18 protein-coding genes are annotated in these 22,721 nt (G+C 39.5%); 1 reads left to right on the forward strand and 17 read right to left on the reverse strand.

The features are described from left to right. The first annotated feature begins 54 nt into the window (after positions 1 to 54). Complete coding sequence (locus EQG61_RS00960; RefSeq protein ID WP_129460002.1) at positions 55 to 1,440, forward strand: DUF4403 family protein; 1,386 nt, start codon at positions 55 to 57, stop codon at positions 1,438 to 1,440. Here the strand turns inward: EQG61_RS00960 and EQG61_RS00965 are convergent. From EQG61_RS00965 to ruvB, 17 genes are all read right to left on the reverse strand, one after another. Continuing rightward, positions 1,437 to 1,670: a hypothetical protein gene (locus EQG61_RS00965; protein ID WP_129460003.1), complete on the reverse strand. Its 234-nt coding sequence runs from the start codon at positions 1,668 to 1,670 to the stop codon at positions 1,437 to 1,439. The genes EQG61_RS00960 and EQG61_RS00965 overlap by 4 nt on opposite strands. After that, positions 1,660 to 2,205: a DUF420 domain-containing protein gene (locus EQG61_RS00970; RefSeq protein WP_129460004.1), complete on the reverse strand. Its 546-nt coding sequence runs from the start codon at positions 2,203 to 2,205 to the stop codon at positions 1,660 to 1,662. The genes EQG61_RS00965 and EQG61_RS00970 overlap by 11 nt, the downstream gene beginning before the upstream one ends. Positions 2,206 to 2,208: 3 nt before the next feature. Then, positions 2,209 to 2,901 carry an SCO family protein gene (locus EQG61_RS00975; RefSeq protein ID WP_129460005.1) on the reverse strand — a complete coding sequence of 231 codons (693 nt, stop codon included), beginning with the start codon at positions 2,899 to 2,901 and terminating at the stop codon, positions 2,209 to 2,211. A 1-nt stretch (position 2,902) separates the two neighbouring features. Beyond that, complete coding sequence (locus EQG61_RS00980) at positions 2,903 to 3,559, reverse strand: thioredoxin domain-containing protein (protein WP_129460006.1); 657 nt, start codon at positions 3,557 to 3,559, stop codon at positions 2,903 to 2,905. A gap of 76 nt (positions 3,560 to 3,635) precedes the next feature. Beyond that, positions 3,636 to 3,986 (reverse strand): cytochrome C oxidase subunit IV family protein, encoded by a 351-nt coding sequence (locus EQG61_RS00985; RefSeq protein WP_129460007.1) that lies wholly within the window; start codon positions 3,984 to 3,986, stop codon positions 3,636 to 3,638. Positions 3,987 to 4,006: 20 nt separating this feature from the next. Further along, the gene (locus tag EQG61_RS00990; protein ID WP_129460008.1) at positions 4,007 to 5,035 is read right to left on the reverse strand and encodes a cytochrome c oxidase subunit 3; all 1,029 of its coding nucleotides are present in this window, start codon (positions 5,033 to 5,035) and stop codon (positions 4,007 to 4,009) included. A gap of 43 nt (positions 5,036 to 5,078) precedes the next feature. After that, positions 5,079 to 5,657 (reverse strand): cytochrome c oxidase subunit 3, encoded by a 579-nt coding sequence (locus EQG61_RS00995; RefSeq protein WP_129460009.1) that lies wholly within the window; start codon positions 5,655 to 5,657, stop codon positions 5,079 to 5,081. A gap of 1 nt (position 5,658) precedes the next feature. Next, positions 5,659 to 6,561, reverse strand: coding sequence for a heme o synthase (gene cyoE, locus EQG61_RS01000; RefSeq protein ID WP_129460010.1), 903 nt, complete (start codon positions 6,559 to 6,561; stop codon positions 5,659 to 5,661). Positions 6,562 to 6,655: 94 nt separating this feature from the next. After that, the gene (locus EQG61_RS01005; protein WP_129460011.1) at positions 6,656 to 8,749 is read right to left on the reverse strand and encodes a gliding motility protein RemB; all 2,094 of its coding nucleotides are present in this window, start codon (positions 8,747 to 8,749) and stop codon (positions 6,656 to 6,658) included. Between the two features lie 6 nt (positions 8,750 to 8,755). Further along, a complete protein-coding gene (gene deoC / locus EQG61_RS01010; RefSeq protein WP_206733868.1) occupies positions 8,756 to 9,499 on the reverse strand; it encodes a deoxyribose-phosphate aldolase in 744 nt (247 codons plus the stop codon). Between the two features lie 79 nt (positions 9,500 to 9,578). Next, the gene (locus tag EQG61_RS01015; protein WP_129460013.1) at positions 9,579 to 9,935 is read right to left on the reverse strand and encodes a VanZ family protein; all 357 of its coding nucleotides are present in this window, start codon (positions 9,933 to 9,935) and stop codon (positions 9,579 to 9,581) included. Further along, complete coding sequence (gene gcvH / locus EQG61_RS01020) at positions 9,925 to 10,305, reverse strand: glycine cleavage system protein GcvH (protein ID WP_129460014.1); 381 nt, start codon at positions 10,303 to 10,305, stop codon at positions 9,925 to 9,927. The genes EQG61_RS01015 and gcvH overlap by 11 nt, the downstream gene beginning before the upstream one ends. 75 nt (positions 10,306 to 10,380) lie before the next feature. Continuing rightward, on the reverse strand, positions 10,381 to 17,559 hold the full coding sequence (gene sov, locus EQG61_RS01025) for a T9SS outer membrane translocon Sov/SprA (RefSeq protein WP_129460675.1): 7,179 nt from the start codon (positions 17,557 to 17,559) through the stop codon (positions 10,381 to 10,383). 60 nt (positions 17,560 to 17,619) lie between these two features. Beyond that, positions 17,620 to 18,201, reverse strand: coding sequence for a Holliday junction branch migration protein RuvA (gene ruvA / locus EQG61_RS01030; protein ID WP_129460015.1), 582 nt, complete (start codon positions 18,199 to 18,201; stop codon positions 17,620 to 17,622). Positions 18,202 to 18,267: 66 nt separating this feature from the next. Further along, positions 18,268 to 20,568, reverse strand: coding sequence for an NADP-dependent malic enzyme (locus EQG61_RS01035; protein ID WP_129460016.1), 2,301 nt, complete (start codon positions 20,566 to 20,568; stop codon positions 18,268 to 18,270). 64 nt (positions 20,569 to 20,632) lie between these two features. Continuing rightward, positions 20,633 to 21,556, reverse strand: coding sequence for a tRNA epoxyqueuosine(34) reductase QueG (gene queG / locus EQG61_RS01040; protein WP_129460017.1), 924 nt, complete (start codon positions 21,554 to 21,556; stop codon positions 20,633 to 20,635). 117 nt (positions 21,557 to 21,673) lie between these two features. Further along, a complete protein-coding gene (gene ruvB / locus EQG61_RS01045; RefSeq protein WP_129460018.1) occupies positions 21,674 to 22,696 on the reverse strand; it encodes a Holliday junction branch migration DNA helicase RuvB in 1,023 nt (340 codons plus the stop codon). Positions 22,697 to 22,721 lie beyond the last annotated feature (25 nt).

Raw genomic sequence — 22,721 nt, forward strand, 5'->3', positions numbered from 1 at the left:
CTGACGGCTTTCTTGTTTTTTTGTTACATTCACACCGAAATTAATTTTGCCTTTATGTCACAAAAATGGATCGTCGGTATTTTAGGAAGTCTCCTACTTACGGCATGCGGTGGATCTCAAAAAATTATAGCTGAAAAACCACAACGTTCTACAAACATCGATATGGCCTACAAAACCACAACTTCCTTTGTGAGTATGCCGTTGGAAATTAGCTTGCGCGAAATTGAAAACCAGTTGAATAAATCCTTGAACGGTCTAATTTATGAGGATGCCAACTTGGAGGACGACAAAACGGCGTTGAAAATTTGGAAGACGGCCCCCATTAAATTATCCGTTAAAGACGGTAAAATTGAATCGATTATCCCTTTAAAAATTTGGTCCCAATTCAAATACGGCACTGATTTTATGGGTTTAAATGACACCCGAGAAATCGATTTGAACGGCACCATTACTTTATTGAGCGACGTTCAACTGTCCAATTGGAAAATGAACACCCATTCCAACTTACAAGATTTTGAATGGAGCGAGAGTCCGACCATCACTGTAGCGGGCAAAAAAGTACCGATTACCTACATTATCAATCCCACTCTTTCACTTTTTAAATCAAAAATTACTGCAAAAATAGACGAGGCCATTTCAAAATCCTGCGACTTCAAACCGTATGTTCTTAATGTTTTAGAGACTTTAAGTAATCCGATTTTAACGAGTGATGCATATCAAGCTTGGTTTAAATTGGTGCCCATTGAAGTGTATGTCACTGATGCGGTGATTGAGAAGTCAAAAATCGCTATGAATTTAGGATTAAAATGCGGAATGACAACTTTGGTGGGACAAAAACCAAAAACAGGCATGGATCGAAATGCTATTGCTTTTAAGGCGGTGACAAAAGTGCCCGACCATACTACAGCATCTATTGCTGCGATAACGACTTACGATCATGCTTCTGCTGTAATTACTCAAAATTTCAAAGGACAAGAATTTGCTTCAGGCAGTCGAAAAATTACCGTTCAAAAAGTGGATTTATGGGGAAAAGATGGGAGAATGATTATAGCTTTGGATTTACTGGGAAGTTTGAACGGGACGATTTATTTATCAGGTATTCCCAAATACGATCCCGTGAATAAAGAAATTTATTTTGAAGACATGGATTATGTGCTGAACACGAAAGGTTTGTTGACCAAAACGGCCAACTGGTTGTTGCAAGGCTATATTATTCGCAAAATGCAAGAAACCTGTCGTTATTCCATCAAGACAAACATGGAGGAAGGCCGCAAAAACTTGATGCCGTATTTGAACAATTACAGTCCGATGAAAGGCGTTTTTGTCAACGGATCCATTCAAGATTTAGAATTTGAAAAAATCGAATTAACCAATGATTTGATCATTGCCTTTATCAATGGAAATGGCAAAATGAGTGTAAAAATTGACGGAATGGATTAAGCCGTTTCTTTTTTCTTGGTGAACATTCGATATACTACATAACCTACGACTCCAACCAATAAATACGGGAAAATCATTAGGTAAACGATACCATCATTAACGGCTTCTGCCTTTACCGTGTTGCCTTCGCTTTCTAGAGAAGCGCGACACATGGCACATTGTGCCGTCATAGAATGCGCACTCAAATAAAGTAGAGCGACAACGAAAAATCGAATTATTTTAGTGAGCATAATACGGTGAAATCATCAAATACACAATTACACCAGTCACAGCTACATACAACCAAAGTGGGTAAGTGATTTTGGCCAATTTACGATGGCGGTCAAATTGTTCTGACAAGGCTCGAACATAAGAAAACAAAACCAACGGAATAATGGCCACAGATAATGCAATATGACTAATCAAGATAAAAAAGTAGATGGGACGTAAAATTCCTTCACCTCCGTATTTAGTGGCTTCTGAAGTGAGATGATACGCTACATACATCACCAAAAACACCACTGAACAAGCAATGGCTGCAGTCATCAGTTTTTCGTGTTTTTTACGATTTCCCTTTTTTATTGCGGCTACTGCCCAAACAAGTAATACTGCAGTTATCGCATTAATTCCAGCATAAATGGGAGGTAAAAATGATAAGGGTTCAACTTCGATTCCAAAGTCTTTTAATTTGATTGAAAATAATACCGCCACGGCTACTGGTATCAAAACTGACACAATGATAATGGGGGTTTTAAATCGTTTCTCAACTGTAGCGTTCTGCTCCATTTATTATTCGTTTAAAAGTAATTGTATGTCTTCTTTTATTGCCTTAACACCAGCGGCTTCCAATCCGTCATAATACAGAATTGGATTTCCTTGTTGATCTCTGCGGCAACGGATGTTTCCATTTTTATCGATCAAAGCAAAGAGGCCTGAGTGTTCAAATCCGCCGTTTACCTTTTCTTTGGATTCTCCTGCAAAAATATTAAATCCTTTGTTGGAAAGCTCAAAAATATACTTTTTATCACCGGTTAATAAGTGCCAATTTTTATTGGTTACGCCTACTTTTTTAGCATGTTCTTTCAATACGGTAGGCGTATCGTTTTCTGGGTTGATGGAAATGGAAGCAATTCCGAAATTGGGATTGGATCCGAAGGCCTCTTGAAGCGTAGCCATATTCTTATTCATAATTGGGCAAATACTGGGACAAGTTGAAAAGAAAAATTCCAATACATAAACTTTCCCTTTGTAGTCGGCTTCCGTAATTGTTTGATTATTTTGATCGGTTAGCTTAAAACTGGGTGCTTTACCCATAATTACTAAACTCGATTTGGCTTCCTCTTTGTTGATTTCATTCGAAAGACTCATGCGGTCATTTCGTACGACATCGTCTTTTTTAATCCGTTCAATAATTCTCGGAATAAAAATAATCCCGAAGATTAAAATGATGAACGAAATTCCGATATACGATTTATTTTTCATGTTATATTTTACGTTTGGCTTTATTATTCACTTTTAAAGCAAGGCGGTATTCGGCTAAAATGACTTTTACATCATCAATCATGTTGTTATATAAATCCGATACTTTAAAGGTATTATACCCTTCTTGATATTCTTCCTCCCCTTTTTTATTTTGTCCATTACGGCCTCGCAAATTGCGCTTTTTGTCTATGATGTAAACATTGGGCGTTCCTAATTGCTCATCGAGTTTCCCAACCAAATGCATCGCATTATAAAAGGACTGAATTTGCTCGGGGTCTGCAAAGACAAAATACCAGTTGGTTTGGGGTCCTAATTTTTTGAGACTCTCTTGAAGTTTGGCTACTTTTTCTTGTGTTCCTTCTGGTAAGACCATTACCATCTGAAAATCTTTAAAATCTTTATTCCGGGCATAAATCTTTTCATACAAATTGAAAAAACCACCTTTGTGTTTTTCAACATCATTTCCAATGAATCCTAAGATCGTAATTTTATCATTCAAGGTCACGTGTTCTCCATTAGCAGTTGACCATGACTTTATGTCGGGAATATTCTTGGTAAGCATCGGGAGCTTGGCAAAATTATTCACTCCAGAAGCAAAAAAAAGGTAAGCCACAATGGGTAGAATAAAAAGAATAAATAAGACCAGATTCTTTTTCATAATTGAGTATAATTCAAGTATACAAAAATAAAAAAAGGTACGCGATTGCGTACCTTAAACTGTAATTAATATGCTGTTAAAAATTCCACTTAATGGTGGCATCTCTAAACACGGTAAACACATAGTGTCCTTCCGTTAATAAAATGAATGTCAAATACAAGATTAGGAAAATTCCTGTCCAAACAACCGCACGACGAAGCGCTTTGGTTTCCCCTTCCATGTGCATGAATGCCCAAACGATATAGTAAGCTTTCACTAAGGTTAAGATGATGAAAATCCAGTTCAGTAAGTTCATCGTTAGGAAATGTGAATGGTATAAGGCTTCTGGTCTTTTGATACCTAATGCTACCTCTACAATGGTAATGATAGAAAGGTAACCAAATACTAGCCAAATTCTTTTTGTATTAGAAACGTGATCGTGTCCCATGATTCTTTTTCTTTATATAATTATACCAAATAGAAGAAGGTAAATACGAATACCCATACTAAGTCGACAAAGTGCCAATAAAGACCAACTTTTTCAACCATTTCATACGATTTTCTTCTTTCGTAAGTGCCTAATAAAACATTAATAAAAATGATAATGTTGATTACAACTCCTGAGAAAACGTGGAATCCGTGGAAACCAGTGATGAAGAAGAAGAAATCAGCAAACAATTTACTTCCGTATTCGTTGTGTTTTAAATTTGCACCTTCAATAACTAATTTAGCCGCTTCTAATCGTTTTAAAGATTCTTCACGGGTTAAAATCGTTTTATGTTTGATGTGATTTAATGTAGGGTGAACTCCAGTTGCATTTTTAGCAGTTTCTTCTGAATAGATCACTTCAGTTCTCACTAATACATCAGGGTTATTTTTAAATCCTTCTACTACCTCATTAACTGAATAAGTTGGTAAAGAGGACTCCGACATAAACCAGGTTGCCTTACTTCTTGTCAATTGTTCGCGCTCTTCTGGCAAGGTTACTGCAAAATCAGCTAACTTAATATGTTCCCCTTTGGAATTCACAAACTGTAAGATACTTCCTCCTTTGGTTTCCACTGCTCCGTACTCCCCTTTGATGAAGTTTTTCCACTCCCACGCTTGTGAACCTACGAAGATTAAACCTCCGATAATGGTTAAAAACATGTAAAGTGCAACTTTTCCTTGTTTCATCTGGTGACCTGCATCAACTGCCAACACCATCGTAACGGATGAAAAGATAAGTACGAAAGTCATGAATGCCACATAATACATCGGCATTGATACACCGTGCATGAATGGAAAGTGCGTAAACACTTCATCGGCAATTGGCCATGTTTCGATAAATTTAAATCTTGAAAAACCGTAAGCCGCAACGAATCCAGAAAAGGTTAAAGCATCTGAAAGAATGAAAAACCACATCATCATCTTTCCGTAGCTCGCCCCTAGAGGTTGTGCGCCTCCGCCGTTCCAAACATTAGCTACATCACTGTTTGTAGTAACTGTCGATCCCATATTAAGTATTAGTTAAAAAAGTTCCCAAATTTACATTTTTTTCTTATTTAAAGAAATACAAGAACAAAAATAAATACAGCCACAAAGCATCCAAAAAATGCCAGTACATCGCACCCAGCTCAATACCAAGATATTGTGCGGCAGTATACTTCTGTTTAAAATGATTATAAATAATGATTAATAGCGAAATTACACCCCCAAACAAGTGCGCTAAGTGCACATACACAAGGATATACATAAACGCAATGGTCACCGAACCCGACTTTCCGGTAGGAAACAATCGGTGCATAAACAACTGATCAAAACCCTCAAATTGAAACTTAACAAACAATCCGCCCAACACTAAAGTAAGTAACAACATCACTGTGGTCATGGAGCGATTATCTTGTTTGATAAATCGTTGTGCCAAATAAAAAGTGACACTGCACATTAGAATTAAAACGGTACTAATTGTAAAAGCCGTGGGCATTTCATAATCCTTCAACCAATCGGGACGGGATTTACTCACAACCATGGCACTTGTTAATCCAGCAAAAAGCATCACAATGCTAATCATACCAAAGATCAATAGTAATTTGTATGACCTGTCTGTGCGTGCTTTGTTTTCAATATCTGTCATCATACTATCGTAAAAATTTATCTGTAATGTAAATAATTTGCAGTAAGGTAATGTAAGAAACACTCACCAGCATCAATACGCGAGCGGACTTGGGTGTACGCAAACGGTACAATTTTATGGCATAAAACAACATCCACAATCCCAACAACAAGACTGCAATCGTTGCTGGTGTTCCAATGTATAATTGTCCCGTGTATCCAAAAGAAGGCAAAATAGAAGCGACAATTAGCCACAAAGTGTAGAGTATAATTTGCAAAGCCGTTCGATTATCGCGTTGCCCTGTGGGTAACATGAAAAACCCAGCTTTTTCATAATCTTCAAATAAAAACCAGCCAATCGCCCAAAAATGAGGAAATTGCCAAAAAAACTGAATTAAAAATAACGTCCCTGCTTCAATGCCAAATTGATTAGTAGCCGCAACCCATCCCAACATAAAAGGAATGGCTCCGGGAAAAGCGCCAACAAATACGGAGAGTGGTGTTACTGCTTTTAAGGGTGTATAGACACTGGTGTATAAAAAAATAGAAACGGCACCAAACATCGCTGATTTGGGATTGATGGTATACAACAACACCAAACCTGTAATGGTAAGTGCACTGGCTACAAACAAGGCCACATTGGGCGTCATTCTACCTGAAGGCACTGGACGATTTTTGGTACGATCCATTAAAGCATCCAAATCTTTTTCAATGACTTGATTAAAAGCATTGGAAGCGCCCACCATGCAATAACCACCAACAGCCAACACAAATAGTGTTAACCAACTGAACGGATGTTTATCACTAAATCCCAACAAATACCCTGCAATAGAAGAAAAAACCACACTAACCGCAAGTCCGGCTTTGGTTATTTCTTTAAAATCATTGAAGATTTTCACAGGATGTAAAGAGGCAGCTGATGAACTCAATGTAATTCGTTTAAGAATTATTTATAATTGCGGTGCAAAAGTAGTTCATCCAAGAGGATTTGCCAACAAACAACCCTTAAATATTATCGAATTCTTAATAATCAAAATACCAATTAAAAATATCTGTACGAATTCCTAGGGTAAACCACGATGTCGAGCTATCGGTAATAGCCGCTGTTGCCGTTGTTGGATTGAAATTTCTATAGATAAAGTTGGCAAAAACTTTCAAATTGGTCGTTGGATTCAACGTGTACCCCGCTTGAATATCGGCAATCATTATGGTGGTTTTATTTCCTTGCCCCACAACAACACCTTCATTAAATGGACGTTCGTTATTATAACTTAAATAAATATTGCCTCCGTAATTGTAATTATTGTCCGTTGTATTATAATCCAATCCACGAATTCCATAATGCAATTTTGCTGATGCATAATAACGCCCTTTTACATACCGTGCAATGGCAATCAGTTCTTGCGTATTACCGCCCCATTGGTGGCCAAGACTTTGGTTGCTATTTCCATAATTAGTTAACACATTACTATGAGAATACACATAAGGTCGAATGAAATTGTACTCCAACTGCAATGTTAAATTATCGACATCAAACGCATTGTAGTATTTCAGACCCATTTGGTAGGCAAATTTATTTTTCCAACTGCGCTTCCCTGAACGCATTTCGCCCAACGAGAATTCATCCAACAAAAACTGTCCGTAAAGATTTATGCTGTTGCTGAATTTATATTTTCCTGTCAAACCCAACAACGCATTTCCGCTTTTGGAAGAAGAAGAAAACTCAACCGCTCGATAGAAAATAATGGGATTGACAAAACTCATGTCAAAACCGCGATCGTTTTGTTTAGACCATACCACCGATTCAAAAAAGCCTAAATTCAATCGGGAATTGACATTCCAACTCAAATAATGACTGGCCACAAATTTGGTAGCGTAGGTCCCATCCACAGTAGCTTCAGGACGAGTATCTTTCATCCACGTATACAAATTGGTATACTTGATTTTCCAAAAAGTAGTATTGATTTTAAAATAAGGATACGGACTAACGCCATCCGTTAACAACAAAGACCGGTAGCCATCACCTATGAAATTTCGACCATGACCCAACTGAAAGGAAACATGTTTCCCCGGCGCATAGTTAATATAAGCTTCCGCCATTGGGAAATCAAAAGCATCCGTTTTAAAATCTTTGGCAATACCCACACCCGGAATCGTTGCTGGATTACCCCCAGAAGGTGCAATTGATTGGGCATAATTATTAAAATAATCTGCGAAGCGTCCCTGACTTTCGAATATAGTGGCAGAAAAATTCACTTCTTTTCCTAAACCGCCACGAATTTGTATTCCGCGTGTGTTGACATAGGTAAATTCTTTTTTGGAAGGCGTATTTATCCCCGCTTGCAAATCAAAAATGGGATTTAATGTAAACCAATAATCATCGCCTTGAATGGCAACTAAATCTTCATTCCATAGTTTTCTTCCCCACCATGATTTTTTGGCTATCATTTGTTTTTCATTCACTTCCCGCAAATTGTAATATTTGGAAACTTCTGCGAATGAATAGGGTTTTGAAGAAGTGTGTGTATTGGCTCCAACTTTATTCAAAGCCCAATCAAAGGTGCTGTACATTTGATGGGAAATGGGAATATTCAATCGACTCTCGTATTGAGGTTGTGAAAATTTTTGATAGACCATACTGTCCAATTCTTTCAATTCAACATCTTTATTGAAGACAGTGGTAGCAGTAGTTTTGGGTGCTTCTTTTTCTTTTGGTTTAGCCAAATCATCGGGATTTTGAAGCGGTACTGTAAAACGCAAGGTGTATTTCGCATACGTAGGTTTACCCGAAAAAGTAGCGGGTTTTACCTGAGGTAAAGCATCAAATACCCGTTTCGTTTCTTCTGTTGCCTTTTCATCGGAACAATCAATATACAAAGGCTTGAATTTCCCTTGGTCATTCACTTCAAAAAGGACAATGATAGTCCCTTGAAATTTCTCTGGAGCTTTATAATTTTGATACACAAACCGCTGCACTTCGCGATCAAAACAAGACTGTGCTTCTTGTTCGGATGCCGTTGCGCAATTGGGAAATAGAGGCGGATTTTGCGAATAAGATTGAGCATTTCCGTACAAAATTGCGCCAAATAAACTAAAAAGTAATATTGCTTTTTTCATAGTTTTCTAATAATCTGCAGCGCCATCAGCGCCATTAGCTATCGCTTTAGCCGAAGAGGTTCCGATTCGTTTCACACCTAATTTAATCATTTCTACGGCTTCATCATACGAGCGAACGCCACCTGCAGCTTTGACAGGAAGCGGCGAACTGTTTTCCAACATCATAATAATGGTTGGAACAGTAGCTCCATTGGGTTTTCCTGCTTCCGTTGGATAAAAACCGGTTGAAGATTTAACAAATACCGAAGGATAATAGTGTTCTTTAAAATTGGCAATCACCACATTTTTAATCAATGAAGATAACTGGATAATTTCATCATCACTTAAAGCCGCCACTTCAATAATCCATTTTACGATTTTGTGGTGCTCCAAACCCAAGCGTGTGCCTTCTAAGATCTCTTGCTTAACCAAATCAATCGCTCCATTTTTAAAGGCTTGATAATTACACACAAAATCCAAGTCATCAGCTCCATCTAAAATCGCTTGATGGGCCTCATCCAACTTTTCGTCCAAAGTGGCAGTACCTTCCGGAAAACCAATTACAGTTCCAACTGACACTTTCGAACCCGCTTCATCAATTTTTTGACGCGCCATTTTCACAAAATCAGGTCGAATCATAATCAACTTGAATCCTTCATCAATGGCTTCTTGTATGCATTGACTTACGACTGCTTGATTTTCTTCAACGGTAAGTCCGGCCTGTTCTGGCAACTTCAAATAGGTTGAATCGAGGTAGTGTTTAATATTCATAATTAAAAAATGGTAGTCAAAAATACAAATTAAGTCCGAGCTTCAATTCAACACATAAAAAAACCACTTCGAAAAGTGGTTATTTTATTTTTCTTTTTATCCAATAATAACTGGCCATAGCGCCTATTGAATTGGCAATTATATCCAAAATATCTGCCGAACGGTCTGTCGTTAACCAAAACTGAAGTCCTTCCATCAAGACACCATAAAGCAGGGCTACAACTAACAGCACCACCAAACTTTTAGACTGTTGGAGGGAAAGTCCTTTATTCCACCAAAATACAAAACCAAAATAAAACGCAAAATGGACTATTTTGTCTTTGTTTGGTATAGGAATTCGGCTACTCAATCCGTCTACTGTGGCTAAACTTAGGTAAGTGATTACTACCGTCCACAATAGGGCAATGACTAAAAAAAGCTTTTTCTTAGGCTCCAATTAACGCTTTATAGGCATCTGCATCCATCAAACCTTCCCATTCCGAAGCGTCTGAAACTTTCACTTTTACCATCCATCCTTTTCCATACGGATCAGAATTTACGGTTTCAGGGGCTGTTTCTAATTCTTCATTGAATTCAATAATTTCTCCTGATAATGGCAAGAACAAATCAGAAACGGTTTTTACCGCTTCAACAGTTCCAAAAACTTCATCTTTATCTAAGGTTTGATCCAATGTTTCTACTTCAACATATACAATATCACCCAATTCGCGTTGTGCGAAATCAGTAATACCTACAGTAGCTACATCACCATCCAAAGACACCCATTCGTGATCTTTAGTATACTTTAAATTAGAAGGAATATTCATTTGTTTGAAAGGTTAAAATTTGCTCAAATGTAAGGTTAATTCTCGGACTTAAAAATGATTTTTTTCAGTTTTCTATTAGTTTCCAAAATTATAGCGTAAGGTAAATCCGGTACGTATATTGGTAATTGGGAAAGAGGTTGAAATCACCGCTTTGGAGAAGGTATGATCATAGAAGAATATCGCCGTTAAGTTTTTGCTGAACGAATAATCCGCTGTCATTTTTGCCGACCATAAATTCTGCCCACCGCCCAATTGGTTGTTATTATAATCCAAATAACGCACTATGGTTTTACTATTTCGATACGACAAATCCAATTTGATATTGATGTCACTTTTAATAACACCTGTTGGATTATCCGCTAGACGCGAAGAAATGATCACATCTTTAAATCGGAAACCTGTTCCCACAATGTACTCCAAACCTTGTTGTTCGGTTAATAAATTATTATCGAAACTGAAGGATAACGCCCGGTCTTTTTTCATTTCCAATAATAATTTAAACGAACTCTTAGTTTCAAAATCAATGCGGAATAACGGACTGAATTGTTCCACTAAATTCACATTACCCACAATGGTTTTTGCATAAAAATTATTGTTCAACGGATTCACAGCTCCTTCTACATAATCAATATTAGATCGGAAGGCATTGATAGTATACGATGCCTTATAATTATGTTGAATGGAGAATCGTTTAAAATTATCTTTAAAAAATTTATAACGCATCAATCCACTGTACTTAATGTTCCATCCCGGGATTGGAATGTTTTTGAAAATACCCGTTGACACGGAATTCGCATCTTTACCCGTGTAGGCAGCAATGAATGCTGGCAACAAGACATCTTGACTATTTTTTCCAAAATGTTCAGGGTATCCTTCCGCGTCTAAGTTGTACGGACCTTGGTAATATTGTTGCGCCAAACGATGTGCAATAACCATACGGTTTTCTCTAAACTTATCAAAAGCTGCCGATCCAAACTCATCACTCGGTTGGAACGAGGTTAAAATCATATTGGTAGAAATCGCAAAATTACCCGTTGTATACGGTGAGCGCGAATTATAATTTCCATTAGTCACATCATACTGCTCAGAGAAATTGGTCGCATACGTGCGATTACCCGACAAATCAATTTTGAAGTCAGGGAATAAATCAATGTTCGCCGTAACATCTAATGTTCGGTTTAACACCTCAGTATAATTTTGGTTAAAATTCTGATAGGTGGTCAACCATCCGCGTTTTGCGGCTTCAAAACGCACGTCGTCTTGTAAACCAAATACAAATCCTAAAGAAGGTTTACTCGACCCGAAGAACCCTAAGCCCGGAATGAATCCCGGCAAGGCTGTCCCTTGATTTTCTGAGTAATTAATTTGAACATTTTTCACGCTTGTCAGCACACCGATCAATCCTTCCATAAACACACTGCGTTCTGCTTGTGGTGCTACCGTTGTATTGGTGATTTTTTGACCCGGTTTGGGTGGTGCCGTTTGCGTTGACTTCGAATTCTTTTTTGTTTTGGTTAACCCTAAATATTTATACAAGGTTTCCATGTTGAATTGCGTATTCAACTTGTGCGAACCTGAATTCTGAATCGTATTCCCTAAATTGTACACTACCCCATTGGCGTCGGTATACGAAGACAAAGCTACCGAAGCACGTTGCCATGAATACGTTCCGTTGTATGTATAGGTCGGCTTGATAAACGCCAAGAATGGAATTTTGGATAATGGCAATTCGTAATTAACGGTCAACTGTTGGTTGTGCGTATTCGGTAATCCGGGATTCCAGAAATCGGTCCATAATGTGTACGTGTTATCAGGCACATTATTTTCATCCAAATAATTACGAACGATATTACTTGATGTCGCATTGAAATTCACTTTCAGCGATTTGGTCAAATTATAATTAAAACCGTATTGGTAATTGAACAAATAATTACGTTGGTATAGGGTTTGCAAACCAATACCTTCCACATCAACCAAACGGTAATTTTGACGGTTCAACTGACGGTTAATGTTGGAACTAAATGAAATATTGGAAGGCAAAAAATTAAAATTAAAATCACTTAACAATTTCCAATAACTGCTTTTCTGGAAGCGTTTCACTTTTTTGAACGGTTCCACCGGTTTATTTTGAAAAGCATAAGTATAATCTACAGCCGTGTTGACTTGCTGATCTTGGTAACTTTCCAATTCATAACTGTGGCGATCCATTTGGTTATAGGAATACGACAAGGTTACATTTTCCACATCATAAAAATGCGGTTTTTGTTTTTCACCACGGTCTTTTTTCACCCCAATAAAATTGATACTCTTACGCTTGGTGTAATCCATAGCCCGATTGCGAATATTCCGTTTTTGCGCTTCATCGGCCGTATAATCAATTAATTGTTGCAATTCAATATCTTGATAATACGGATCGTATTTAGGGGTAATGATTTCTTCACCCACCGCATAATTGAATGGAACATTCATATTCCATTTTTTAGGTAATAATTTACCCAAACTCATGTTGGTAACTACATTATACTGCAAAATATCTTCACGACTACGCTCATTCGGACCCTGATCGATAGACCCAAATCCGATAGTACTCATTTTACCAGTAGCCGATAAATTGGCAAAATCTGCAAGGTTAGCATCTAAATTAGCTACGGCCGCCATACCGCCTTTGTTGTCCATATCGGCAATACGCAATTCGTTAAACCACGCTTCCCCAGCCACACGACGCGGATTTAAGGGATGTTGTGCGGTATTGAGAATGTGAGTATTATTTTTAATCCCCACCATCAAAACCCGAATCAATCCGAAATTAGGATTTCCTCGAATCCCTAGTCTTGCTTTGTTAGCTTTTCCAGAGAGTGAATTATCCAATTCGTCTTCGTATTTGAAATAGATTTCTCCCGGTGACGTGTAAATATGACTTAAGGCTAAGACTTTTAATTGGGTCAATAAACTTAAGGAAACATCAATTTGATTGGCGTCAGGCCACACTGCTGAAGGCGTATTGTCATTGAATTGAGATTTCTTTAAGGGCAACTCGATTTGATAGAAGTTATCGGTGACGTCATTACCAAAACGGATAAATCCGACCAATTCATCATCTTCAATAGAACTTGGTGTATCAGGTAATGCCTCAGCATGTAAAAACATTTTGATTTTTTTAAACTGACGCATATCCACGCTCACATTTTTAAACACCCCGCGCGAATCACCAGGTTCCAAACCTAATCCGGAAGCGCGCAATGAAAGCGATTGCTCGTTTTGTGGAATCAACGTATTGTTTTGATACAATTGTTCCAATTGCACTCCAGGAGGCGTTACATAATTAATTGGCGAACGCGATCCATTTTCTTGAACATTCAAGGCTTGAACATCAAAGTCGGTTCCATCATCTGTGACATCAGTATCTACAGCATCTAGGGTATTTTCATAGCGTCTCCATTCGCCTCGAACCAAATCCAACGAACCAAAACGTAAGGTGATGGGTTGGTTGAATTTCGTCATGAAAATACGCATAAAACGAATCGAACGAAAATCGGAAATACTTCCAATCGTGTTGGTAGGATACGCTACCGGAATTTTAAACTGAATCCAACGGGCTTTCACAGGCAATCCATTGGCAGCCGTTACTTCCGTTTCACGAATGTCTGTGATGTAATTGGCCCCAACATTGGACAAACTCGTTTGAGACACATTAACACGGTACTCATAATACGCATTAATCGTATTCATGGTATTGTCTCGGTTGATATCTTCCACATCGGGAATGGTGGTCGAACCGCGATTCGTGTCGGTCACATCAACGGGTGAGTTTCCTTGTACGTTGTTATAACTTTTGTAGCGTTCCAAAACATCCCCATTGGCATTTAGATAATAATTATAATTATCTGCAGCGGGGTCTGGGAAGGATGCAAAAGAGGAATATTTAGCCGCTTCTTCCGCATCATTCAAACCGTCATAACCCACGTCTTGTGCATTACGATTAGTGGTATCGGTATCAAAAGCGTAAATTAACGATTGAGAAGCGGGAACATTCCCCCACGTTTCATTGGTGACCACTTGGTTTGGACCCAATCCGTTTTCATAAAACTTACGGCCATCTTTTAAAATATCTTCTGAAATTTCACCCAAGTTAAAATAGATTTGTCCTGTATTGGTTAAATCTGCTGCTGCGCCTGGATTATTGGGATCATAATACGGATCCATCATCCAAAACTGGATGTACTCCACATTCGATTGTTCAAAATTCGTTGAATTCAACGAACGCATAATCCCTCCAAAATTAGTATCAGGGTTGGGTAACGTTCCATCGGGTTGGGTAGCCGTACTAAAGTTATAGGGGCCGCGCTCTTGGGGATAAAACGATAAATCCAAAGTACTCACAACTTGTGACTGTCCTTGGGCAATTACCGTTTGTGGATACAACTCGGAACTATAAATACGACGCGTACTGTTTAGTGACAAATCGTCTTGAGTAATTCCAGTAGGTCGTTGTGTATAGAATATAGGATCAATGGTATACCAAGCAATTTTTGCGCGTTTGAAACCGTAGTCTAAATTAAAACTAGTTCCATTAAAATCGGAATAATCCACATTCCCAGTAGCTGGACGTTCTGGCGTTGAAGAAATAAACCACGACAACGGGGAACGTAAATCGATATTGGTTTGTGACCCCTCAAAGTCGTCCACGTACAAGGTTGATTCGCCATTGAATCGATCCCCTTTCGGAGTATTGGGCATCAAATAAGCAATCTCTCCACGGAACGATACGTTTGATGGAACGTCGGTATCTACATTGGGTAATTTATTAACCAAACGAGTAAGGAAAGGAACTTCTGAAGATAAGTTAGTATTGATACCAAACATGGTGTTGTTTACCGATTCTTGGCCATAGTTTGATTTTTGAGTAAAGGGACGCTCTGACATTTTTAGGAATGTCGCACCCACCATCGCTTTGCTGTTGAATTTGTGTTCCACATTTACCCCCATGAATCGGCGGGTTTGTTGACCAAAAACCGAATTGTTCTCTACAGATACTTCGATGGGTGTATTGGAAGCTTGAAGGGATGGGTCCAAAATTTGTACCCGTCCGGCTTGATAGTTTACAGTATAATCTACTCCCTCTACCAATCGACGTCCACCAGCCATCACGACCACAGAACCTTGAGGCACGTTGAATGCTCCAATTGGAATTCCTTCCCCTCCTGAGGATTTGAATTTACCGCGCAATTGGAATTTGTTCTTCTCACTTTCTTGAAGTGCTGCAGCTTGGGTGCTTGTATATAATTTTCTAAAAACGTACTTGGATTGGTTAGCGTTGAAATCTGTGGTTAAAGTAGGATCCCCATAATAATTTTCAGCTGTTGTTCCTCTTAATTTTTCGAATAAATAACGACCAAACGGTTCGGCTTTGGTAAAGATAATGCGTCCGTTTTGTTGGTCAATGGTTAATCCTTGTACAAAATCGAAAAATCCGTCACCACCTGTTTGTGGGTCGTTGGCAAAATTCAATTGATCCAAAGAAAATACACGTAAAAGAGGGGTGTCTTGCACTCCGTTAGGAAGCGGTGAAGTTGGATTCGCCTGTACAATATAGTTCAATGGCGAAGGATCCGTATATAAGATATTGAACTTGAAATCTTCTTTTTGCAATTGATAACCGCCTGGAATTTGATAGATATTTTTCATCATCAACCCCCAAATTGGTTTGTCAACAAACGTCAAACTACTTTTCAGCATTTTCAAAATCAACGATTGGGATGTAGGCACTTGCTGACCGCCTGTATTGGTATTGACTTGGGTAGCATCAACACCATCCGTTCCAAATTCCCCTACCTGATACACTTCTCCTCCGATGGTATATTGGTAAGCCACTGCTAATACTTCATCATTGGCTAGTCGTTGTTGTAAGGAAACATACCCCAATTGTGGGTGGTAGGTATATTCAGAAGGCGCTAATTTTCGAGCATTTTCCAATTTGGCATAATCCGTCCCTTCGCTTACTGGGTTGATATTGTTAAAGCCCGCACCCGCTGTGAAAATTTGGCGAATCCCCGAATTCAACAATCCTGTTGTGCCTATTAAAGCCGGATCATATCGGTTGTTCGAGTTGTCGGTTGGAGCATCCGTTGGATTCAAGAAGAATCCATTGGTGATCTCATCCGGGTGAACCGCTACAACGCGATTGTCGGCCAACACAGAATTATCATAGGTATCGGTCAATCGGGTTTCCCCTAAATCCTGAAGCGCTATAATATTTCGTTGGTTATTATTGGTATTGTTAACGCGATTTTGTTTGTTGGTTACCCAAACTTCGATTCGGGTAATCTGCACCCGACTATCAATGAAGGGATAATTACGTAACGCAAAATCGTATTTGTTTTTAAAGTATTGGGATAAAAAGAAGTGGCGATCGTTATCGTATTCTTGTGCAAACAATTGAAAATCTTGAATCGTTCCACCGCCTTGCGAAGTCACTGTTTTCGTTTGTGATTTTTGTTCTGAGAAAACACCTGTTACCGTTGTTTTTCCAAATTGCAATTGGGCTTTCACCCCAAATAAACTTTGTGCTCCACGAATCAAAGTACTATTAAGTGGCATACTCACATTTCCGACTTCAATTTTTTGAATGATGTCGTCTTCTGTGGGAGCGTATTCAAGTTTGATTAAGTTTTGAAAATTAAACGTGGATTGGGTGTCGTAATTGGCATTCACGTTCAAACGTGTCCCCACTTTCCCCATCAAACTCATGCTGATGCGTTGGTTAAAATCGAAGGTCGTGGTCGAACGGTTACGCGGAGAAAACGAAGGGTTGTCTTGCTTGGTATGGCGTACTCCTAAATCCACTTCTACCGAACCTGTAGGCTTGATATCGATGGTATTACTTCCGAATATAGATTCAAAAAAACTAGAGTTTACATAGTAGCGAGGAAGTAAATCTTTTTTATCCTTTTCATCGCCTTTTCCTTCTACGGCTCTGGATTTCTTTTGAAAATAATCCCGCATGGATTCCCGCATCACCAATTGCTCGTATTCTTTTGGGGTCAATATTAACGGATAATTAATATTAAAACCTTCAAAGGTTTTAGTTAAAATGTAACGGTCAATGGTTGGGTCGTAGGTATAGGCTTCTACAACACTTTTGGGATCTCCTAATTTGATGGCTCCCGTGTTGTATCCTTCAATTTTTTCTCTTTCTTTTTCTTCCTCTTCTTCCTCTGGTGTTGTTTGTGCTTGGATATTCCAAGCAGTCAACATCAAAAAGAAACAAAAGAACTTGAGTAATAATGATTTATTCCGGCTGTTTGTTTTCAACAGTTATAGGTTTTTTAAAGCTTGTTTGATTATGGTTTCAATGGTTGCATCAGGTTGGTCCTTCATAATTTTATCAACGACCTTTTCAGCATTTTTACGAAGAAATCCTAAAACTTCTAACGCAGATAACGCCTCATCCCGATTTGTATTGTATGACACCAGGGAAACTTCCCCTACATCATGGATTTTTAACACTTTATCCCTCAAATCTAAAATTACACGTTGTGCCGTTTTTGCTCCAATTCCTTTGATGGATTGCACGGTTCCCACATCGCCATTAGCTATGGCTGCAATAATTTGTTTGGGATCTAAAGAAGACAACATGGTACGCGCTATTCCAGCTCCAATTCCGGAAACAGAAATCAACAACTTGAACAATTCGCGTTCAGCTTTTTCAACAAAACCGTACAAACTATGCGCATCTTCTTTAATTAATAAACAGGTATACAACCGCACCGTTTCAGTTTGCGGAAGTAAGCCGTAAGTATGTAAAGAAATATGAATGTGATACCCCACTCCATTGCAGTCGATTACCACTTCTGTGGGTGATTTTTCAACTAATTTACCTTGAATGTGTGCAATCATATTTCTGATATAGTTTCTTCAAATATAGAAAAAATAGTTTTGATGCGTCATGCCTCAAAATCTAGCCTATTTTTTTACAATTAATTCTTTCAATCGTTTGCTTTTTTCTTGTGCATCAACCACGGCTACAGCAGCCATATTGACCATCTCTTCCACACTGGCTCCCAATTGGAAAATATGCGCCGGTTTATCCATCCCCAACATTATGGGTCCGATGGAATCTACCTTATACAATTCTTTCAAGAGTTTGTAGGTAATGTTCGCCGATTCTAAATTGGGGAAAATCATGGTGTTGACTTTACGACCCGCCAATTTTGAAAACGGAAATTTCGCTTTCAACATATCGGGATTCAAGGCAAAATCGGTTTGAATTTCACCATCCACAATCAAATCGGGATAATATTTATGCAAGTAAGAAACGGCTTCGCGGACTTTATTCGCACTTTCATGAGTGGACGACCCAAAGTTGGAAAACGAAACCATCGCAATAACGGGTTCCATACCAAACATACGCACCGTTTTTGCTGTCATTAAAGCAATTTTAGCTAAATCATCAGCCGTTGGATTCGGGTTGATTGCGGTATCTGACAAGAACATTGGCCCGCGATTGGTCATCATCATGTTGGTTGTCGCAATCAATGAAATGCCAGGTGCTTTTCCAATTAACTGCATCAACGGACGAACTACCGAAGGATAACTACGTGAATACCCAGATAACATTGCATCCGCATCGCCTTCATTGACCATCATGGCGGCAAAATAATTGCGTTCGCGCATCCATTTTTGGGCATCCAATAAAGAAATTCCGCGGCGTTGGCGTTCTTTCCAGAAAATTTCGGCATAGCGCATGCGTCGCTCGTCTTCTTCTTTGGTTTTGGGATCTAAAATCGGCACATCGGCGTCAAAACCGATTTCCTCTTTTAATTCTAAAATATCTTCTTTTCTTCCTAATAAAATAGGCTTTCCAATACCTTCTTCATAGACAATCTGGGCGGCTTTCAACACATCCAACTGATCGGCTTCGGCAAATACAATACGTTTGGGATCAGTTTTGGCGCGGTTGATCAATAAACGCACCATTTTATTATCCGAGCCCATGCGTTCCATGAGTTCTTCCTCGTATTTTTCCCAATCCGTGATGGGATTTTGTGCAACGCCCGACTCCATTGCGGCTTTCGCAACAGCGGGTGCCACTTTGGAAATTAAACGTGGATCGAACGGTTTCGGGATAATGTAATCGCGACCGAAAGCCAACTTGGTTTCACCGTAGGCAATATTTACTTGCTCGGGCACCAACTCTTTGGCTAGACAGGCTAAGGCTTTAACTGCGGCCATCTTCATGGCTTCGTTAATTTTTGTGGCGCGAACATCTAAGGCTCCACGGAAAATATACGGGAATCCTAATACATTATTCACTTGGTTGGGATGGTCTGAACGACCCGTTGCCATGATGATATCTTTACGGGTAGCAATCGCTAAATGATAATCGATTTCGGGAACTGGATTGGCCATGGCAAAAACAATGGGGTTTTTGGCCATACCCAAAAGCATTTCTGGCGTCAATATATTTCCTGCGGACAATCCTAAAAATACGTCTGCCTTTTTTAAGGCTTCCGTCATTGTAGTGCCTGCTTTGGCATTGGTGTAACGGCGTTGCAAATCGGATAAATCGGTACGGTCTTTATGCAGCACACCGTCTTTATCAAACATGACGATGTTTTCGGGTTTTACACCCAAAAGCACATAGAGATTCGCACACGCTAATGCTGCTGAACCTGCTCCAGAAACTACTACTTTAACTTTGTTGATTTTTTTTCCAGCCAATTCTAAGGCATTCAACAAGGCCGCTGAAGAAATAATAGCAGTTCCATGTTGGTCATCGTGCATAACGGGGATATTCAATTCCTCCACCAAACGTCGTTCAATTTCAAACGATTCGGGGGCTTTGATATCTTCCAGATTGATTCCGCCAAAAGTGGGTGCAATATTTTTTACAGTGGCAATAAATTCCTCCACGTTTTTTGTCCCAACTTCGATATCAAAAACATCAATATCGGCGAAGATTTTGAACAATAGTGCTTTCCCTTCCATAACGGGTTTTGAGGCCTCGGGACCAATATCACCTAGCCCTAAGACAGCTGTACCATTTGAAATTACAGCTACAAGATTCCCTTTGGAAGTATATTTATATACGTTATCGACGTCTTTGGCAATTTCCAAACAAGGCTCCGCTACTCCTGGAGAGTACGCTAAAGATAAATCGCGTTGTGTCGCGTATTTCTTGGTTGGAACAATTTTAATTTTACCCGGTGTAGGCTTCGCATGATACAATAATGCGGCCCGGCGTTTACTCGAGTTGTTATCCATTTTTCAAAATTTGTCTAACTACAAAGGTATAAGTATCCGTTGAAAAGCGAAACAATTGCGGGATTTATTTAAGGAAGTCGATGTTGCGTTGGAGTCCTTCAAATTTGGTGCGTTTAACCGCCGAATTTTTAAACACTTTTCGGAAGGTTTCTTCGGTGATTTCCTCCCAATCTTTTTTGGTAAACTGCAACAAATCAGGATGCGGATTGAAAGCGGGTTCTTGATGGGGTTTTGCAAATCGGTTCCAAGGACATACATCTTGACAAACGTCACAACCAAACATCCAATCGTTCCAAGCGCCTTTCATTTCGGTAGGTAATTGGTCTTTCAACTCGATAGTATAATAGGAAATACATTTGCTTCCATCGACCACATAAGGCGCTACTATGGCTTGAGTGGGACAAGCATCGATGCAAGCCGTGCAAGTGCCACAATGATCGGTGGTGGGCGTGTCGTAATCGAGTTCGAGGTCAACAATGAGTTCGGCAATAAAATAAAACGAACCTGTTTTTTGAGTGATTAAGTTGGCATTTTTACCGATCCAACCGAGTCCGCTCTTGGCGGCCCAAGCTTTATCTAAAACAGGTGCCGAATCTACAAAGGCACGACCGTTGACTTCGCCGATTTCATTTTGTATAAAATGTAACAATTCTTTGAGTTTGTCTTTGATGACAAAGTGGTAGTCTTGACCGTAAGCGTATTTGGAGATTTGATACGAATCAGGATTTTGTGTATGTTCAGGATAATAATTGAGTAATAATGAAATGACACTTTTAGCCCCATCGACCAATAGCGTTGGGTCTAATCGTTTATCAAAATGATTTTCCATGTAATGCATTTCCCCTTGAAAGCCATTTTTCAACCAACGTTCGAGGCGTGGTGCTTCGGCTTCCAGGAAACCCGCTTTTGCAATACCGCACGACAAAAATCCGAGGCGCTTGGCTTCAGCTTTAATTTGTTGGGTAGTATGGACGCGATTGGAATTCATTTGCATTAGGGATTGAAGCGAAGTACCCGACCGACGTTAGGAGGGCGCGTACTGCGGAAAGCCCGCCCCCGACCGAGTTCGTGATGAATACTTCTGACTTGATTCGGGGGAATGCCTTTAAAACAATTCCCCTTGGGACGAACTTTTGATTTTTCCCAAATGGCGGTACGCTTTATCGGTTACTTCACGTCCGCGTGGTGTGCGGATGATGAAACCTTCTTGGATTAAAAATGGTTCGTACACCTCTTCGATGGTCTCGCCATTTTCGGAAACTGCGGTTGCTAATGTGGATAATCCAACAGGGCCTCCTTTGAATTTATCGATGATGGTAGAGAGAATTTTATTGTCCATTTCGTCCAAACCGTGGGCATCCACGTGTAAGGCTTGCAGGGAATACCGAGCAATTTCGATGTCAATTTTTCCATTTCCTTTGATTTGGGCAAAGTCGCGTACACGACGCAAAAGTGCATTGGCAATACGCGGCGTTCCTCGACTGCGTCCTGCAATTTCGATTGCCGCTTCCATGGAAATGGGTACGCCGAGAATGGTCGCACTGCGTTGCACGATGGTGGTGAGTAATTCGGTATTATAATATTGCAATCGGGATTGGATGCCGAAGCGTGCGCGCATAGGCGCCGTTAATAGACCGGAACGTGTTGTTGCACCTACCAAGGTAAACGGATTCAAACTGATTTGAACGGAACGCGCATTGGGTCCGGTTTCAATCATAATGTCAATTTTGAAATCTTCCATCGCAGAGTAAAGGTATTCCTCAACGACAGGGCTTAGGCGGTGAATTTCATCAATAAACAACACATCGCGTTCCTCGAGGTTGGTTAACAAACCAGCCAAATCACCTGGTTTATCCAGTACTGGCCCCGAAGTAATTTTGATTCCCACCCCTAATTCATTGGCTAGAATATTGGCTAGCGTAGTCTTACCGAGGCCAGGCGGACCGTGAAACAAGGTATGATCCAGCGCTTCGTCGCGAAGGTTGGCTGCTTTTACGAAAACTTTTAAGTTTTCGAGCACTTGATCTTGACCTGTGAAATCGTCGAAGGAGAGCGGACGTAATTTTTTCTCGACATCGAGTTCTTCGGGATTATAGCCTTTGTTGGTGGGATCTAAATTTTCGTTCATACTACAAATATAGTACAAGTTGGCA

The sequence above is a fragment of the Flavobacterium stagni genome (assembly GCF_004122105.1).
Taxonomy (GTDB): Bacteria; Bacteroidota; Bacteroidia; order Flavobacteriales; family Flavobacteriaceae; genus Flavobacterium; species Flavobacterium stagni.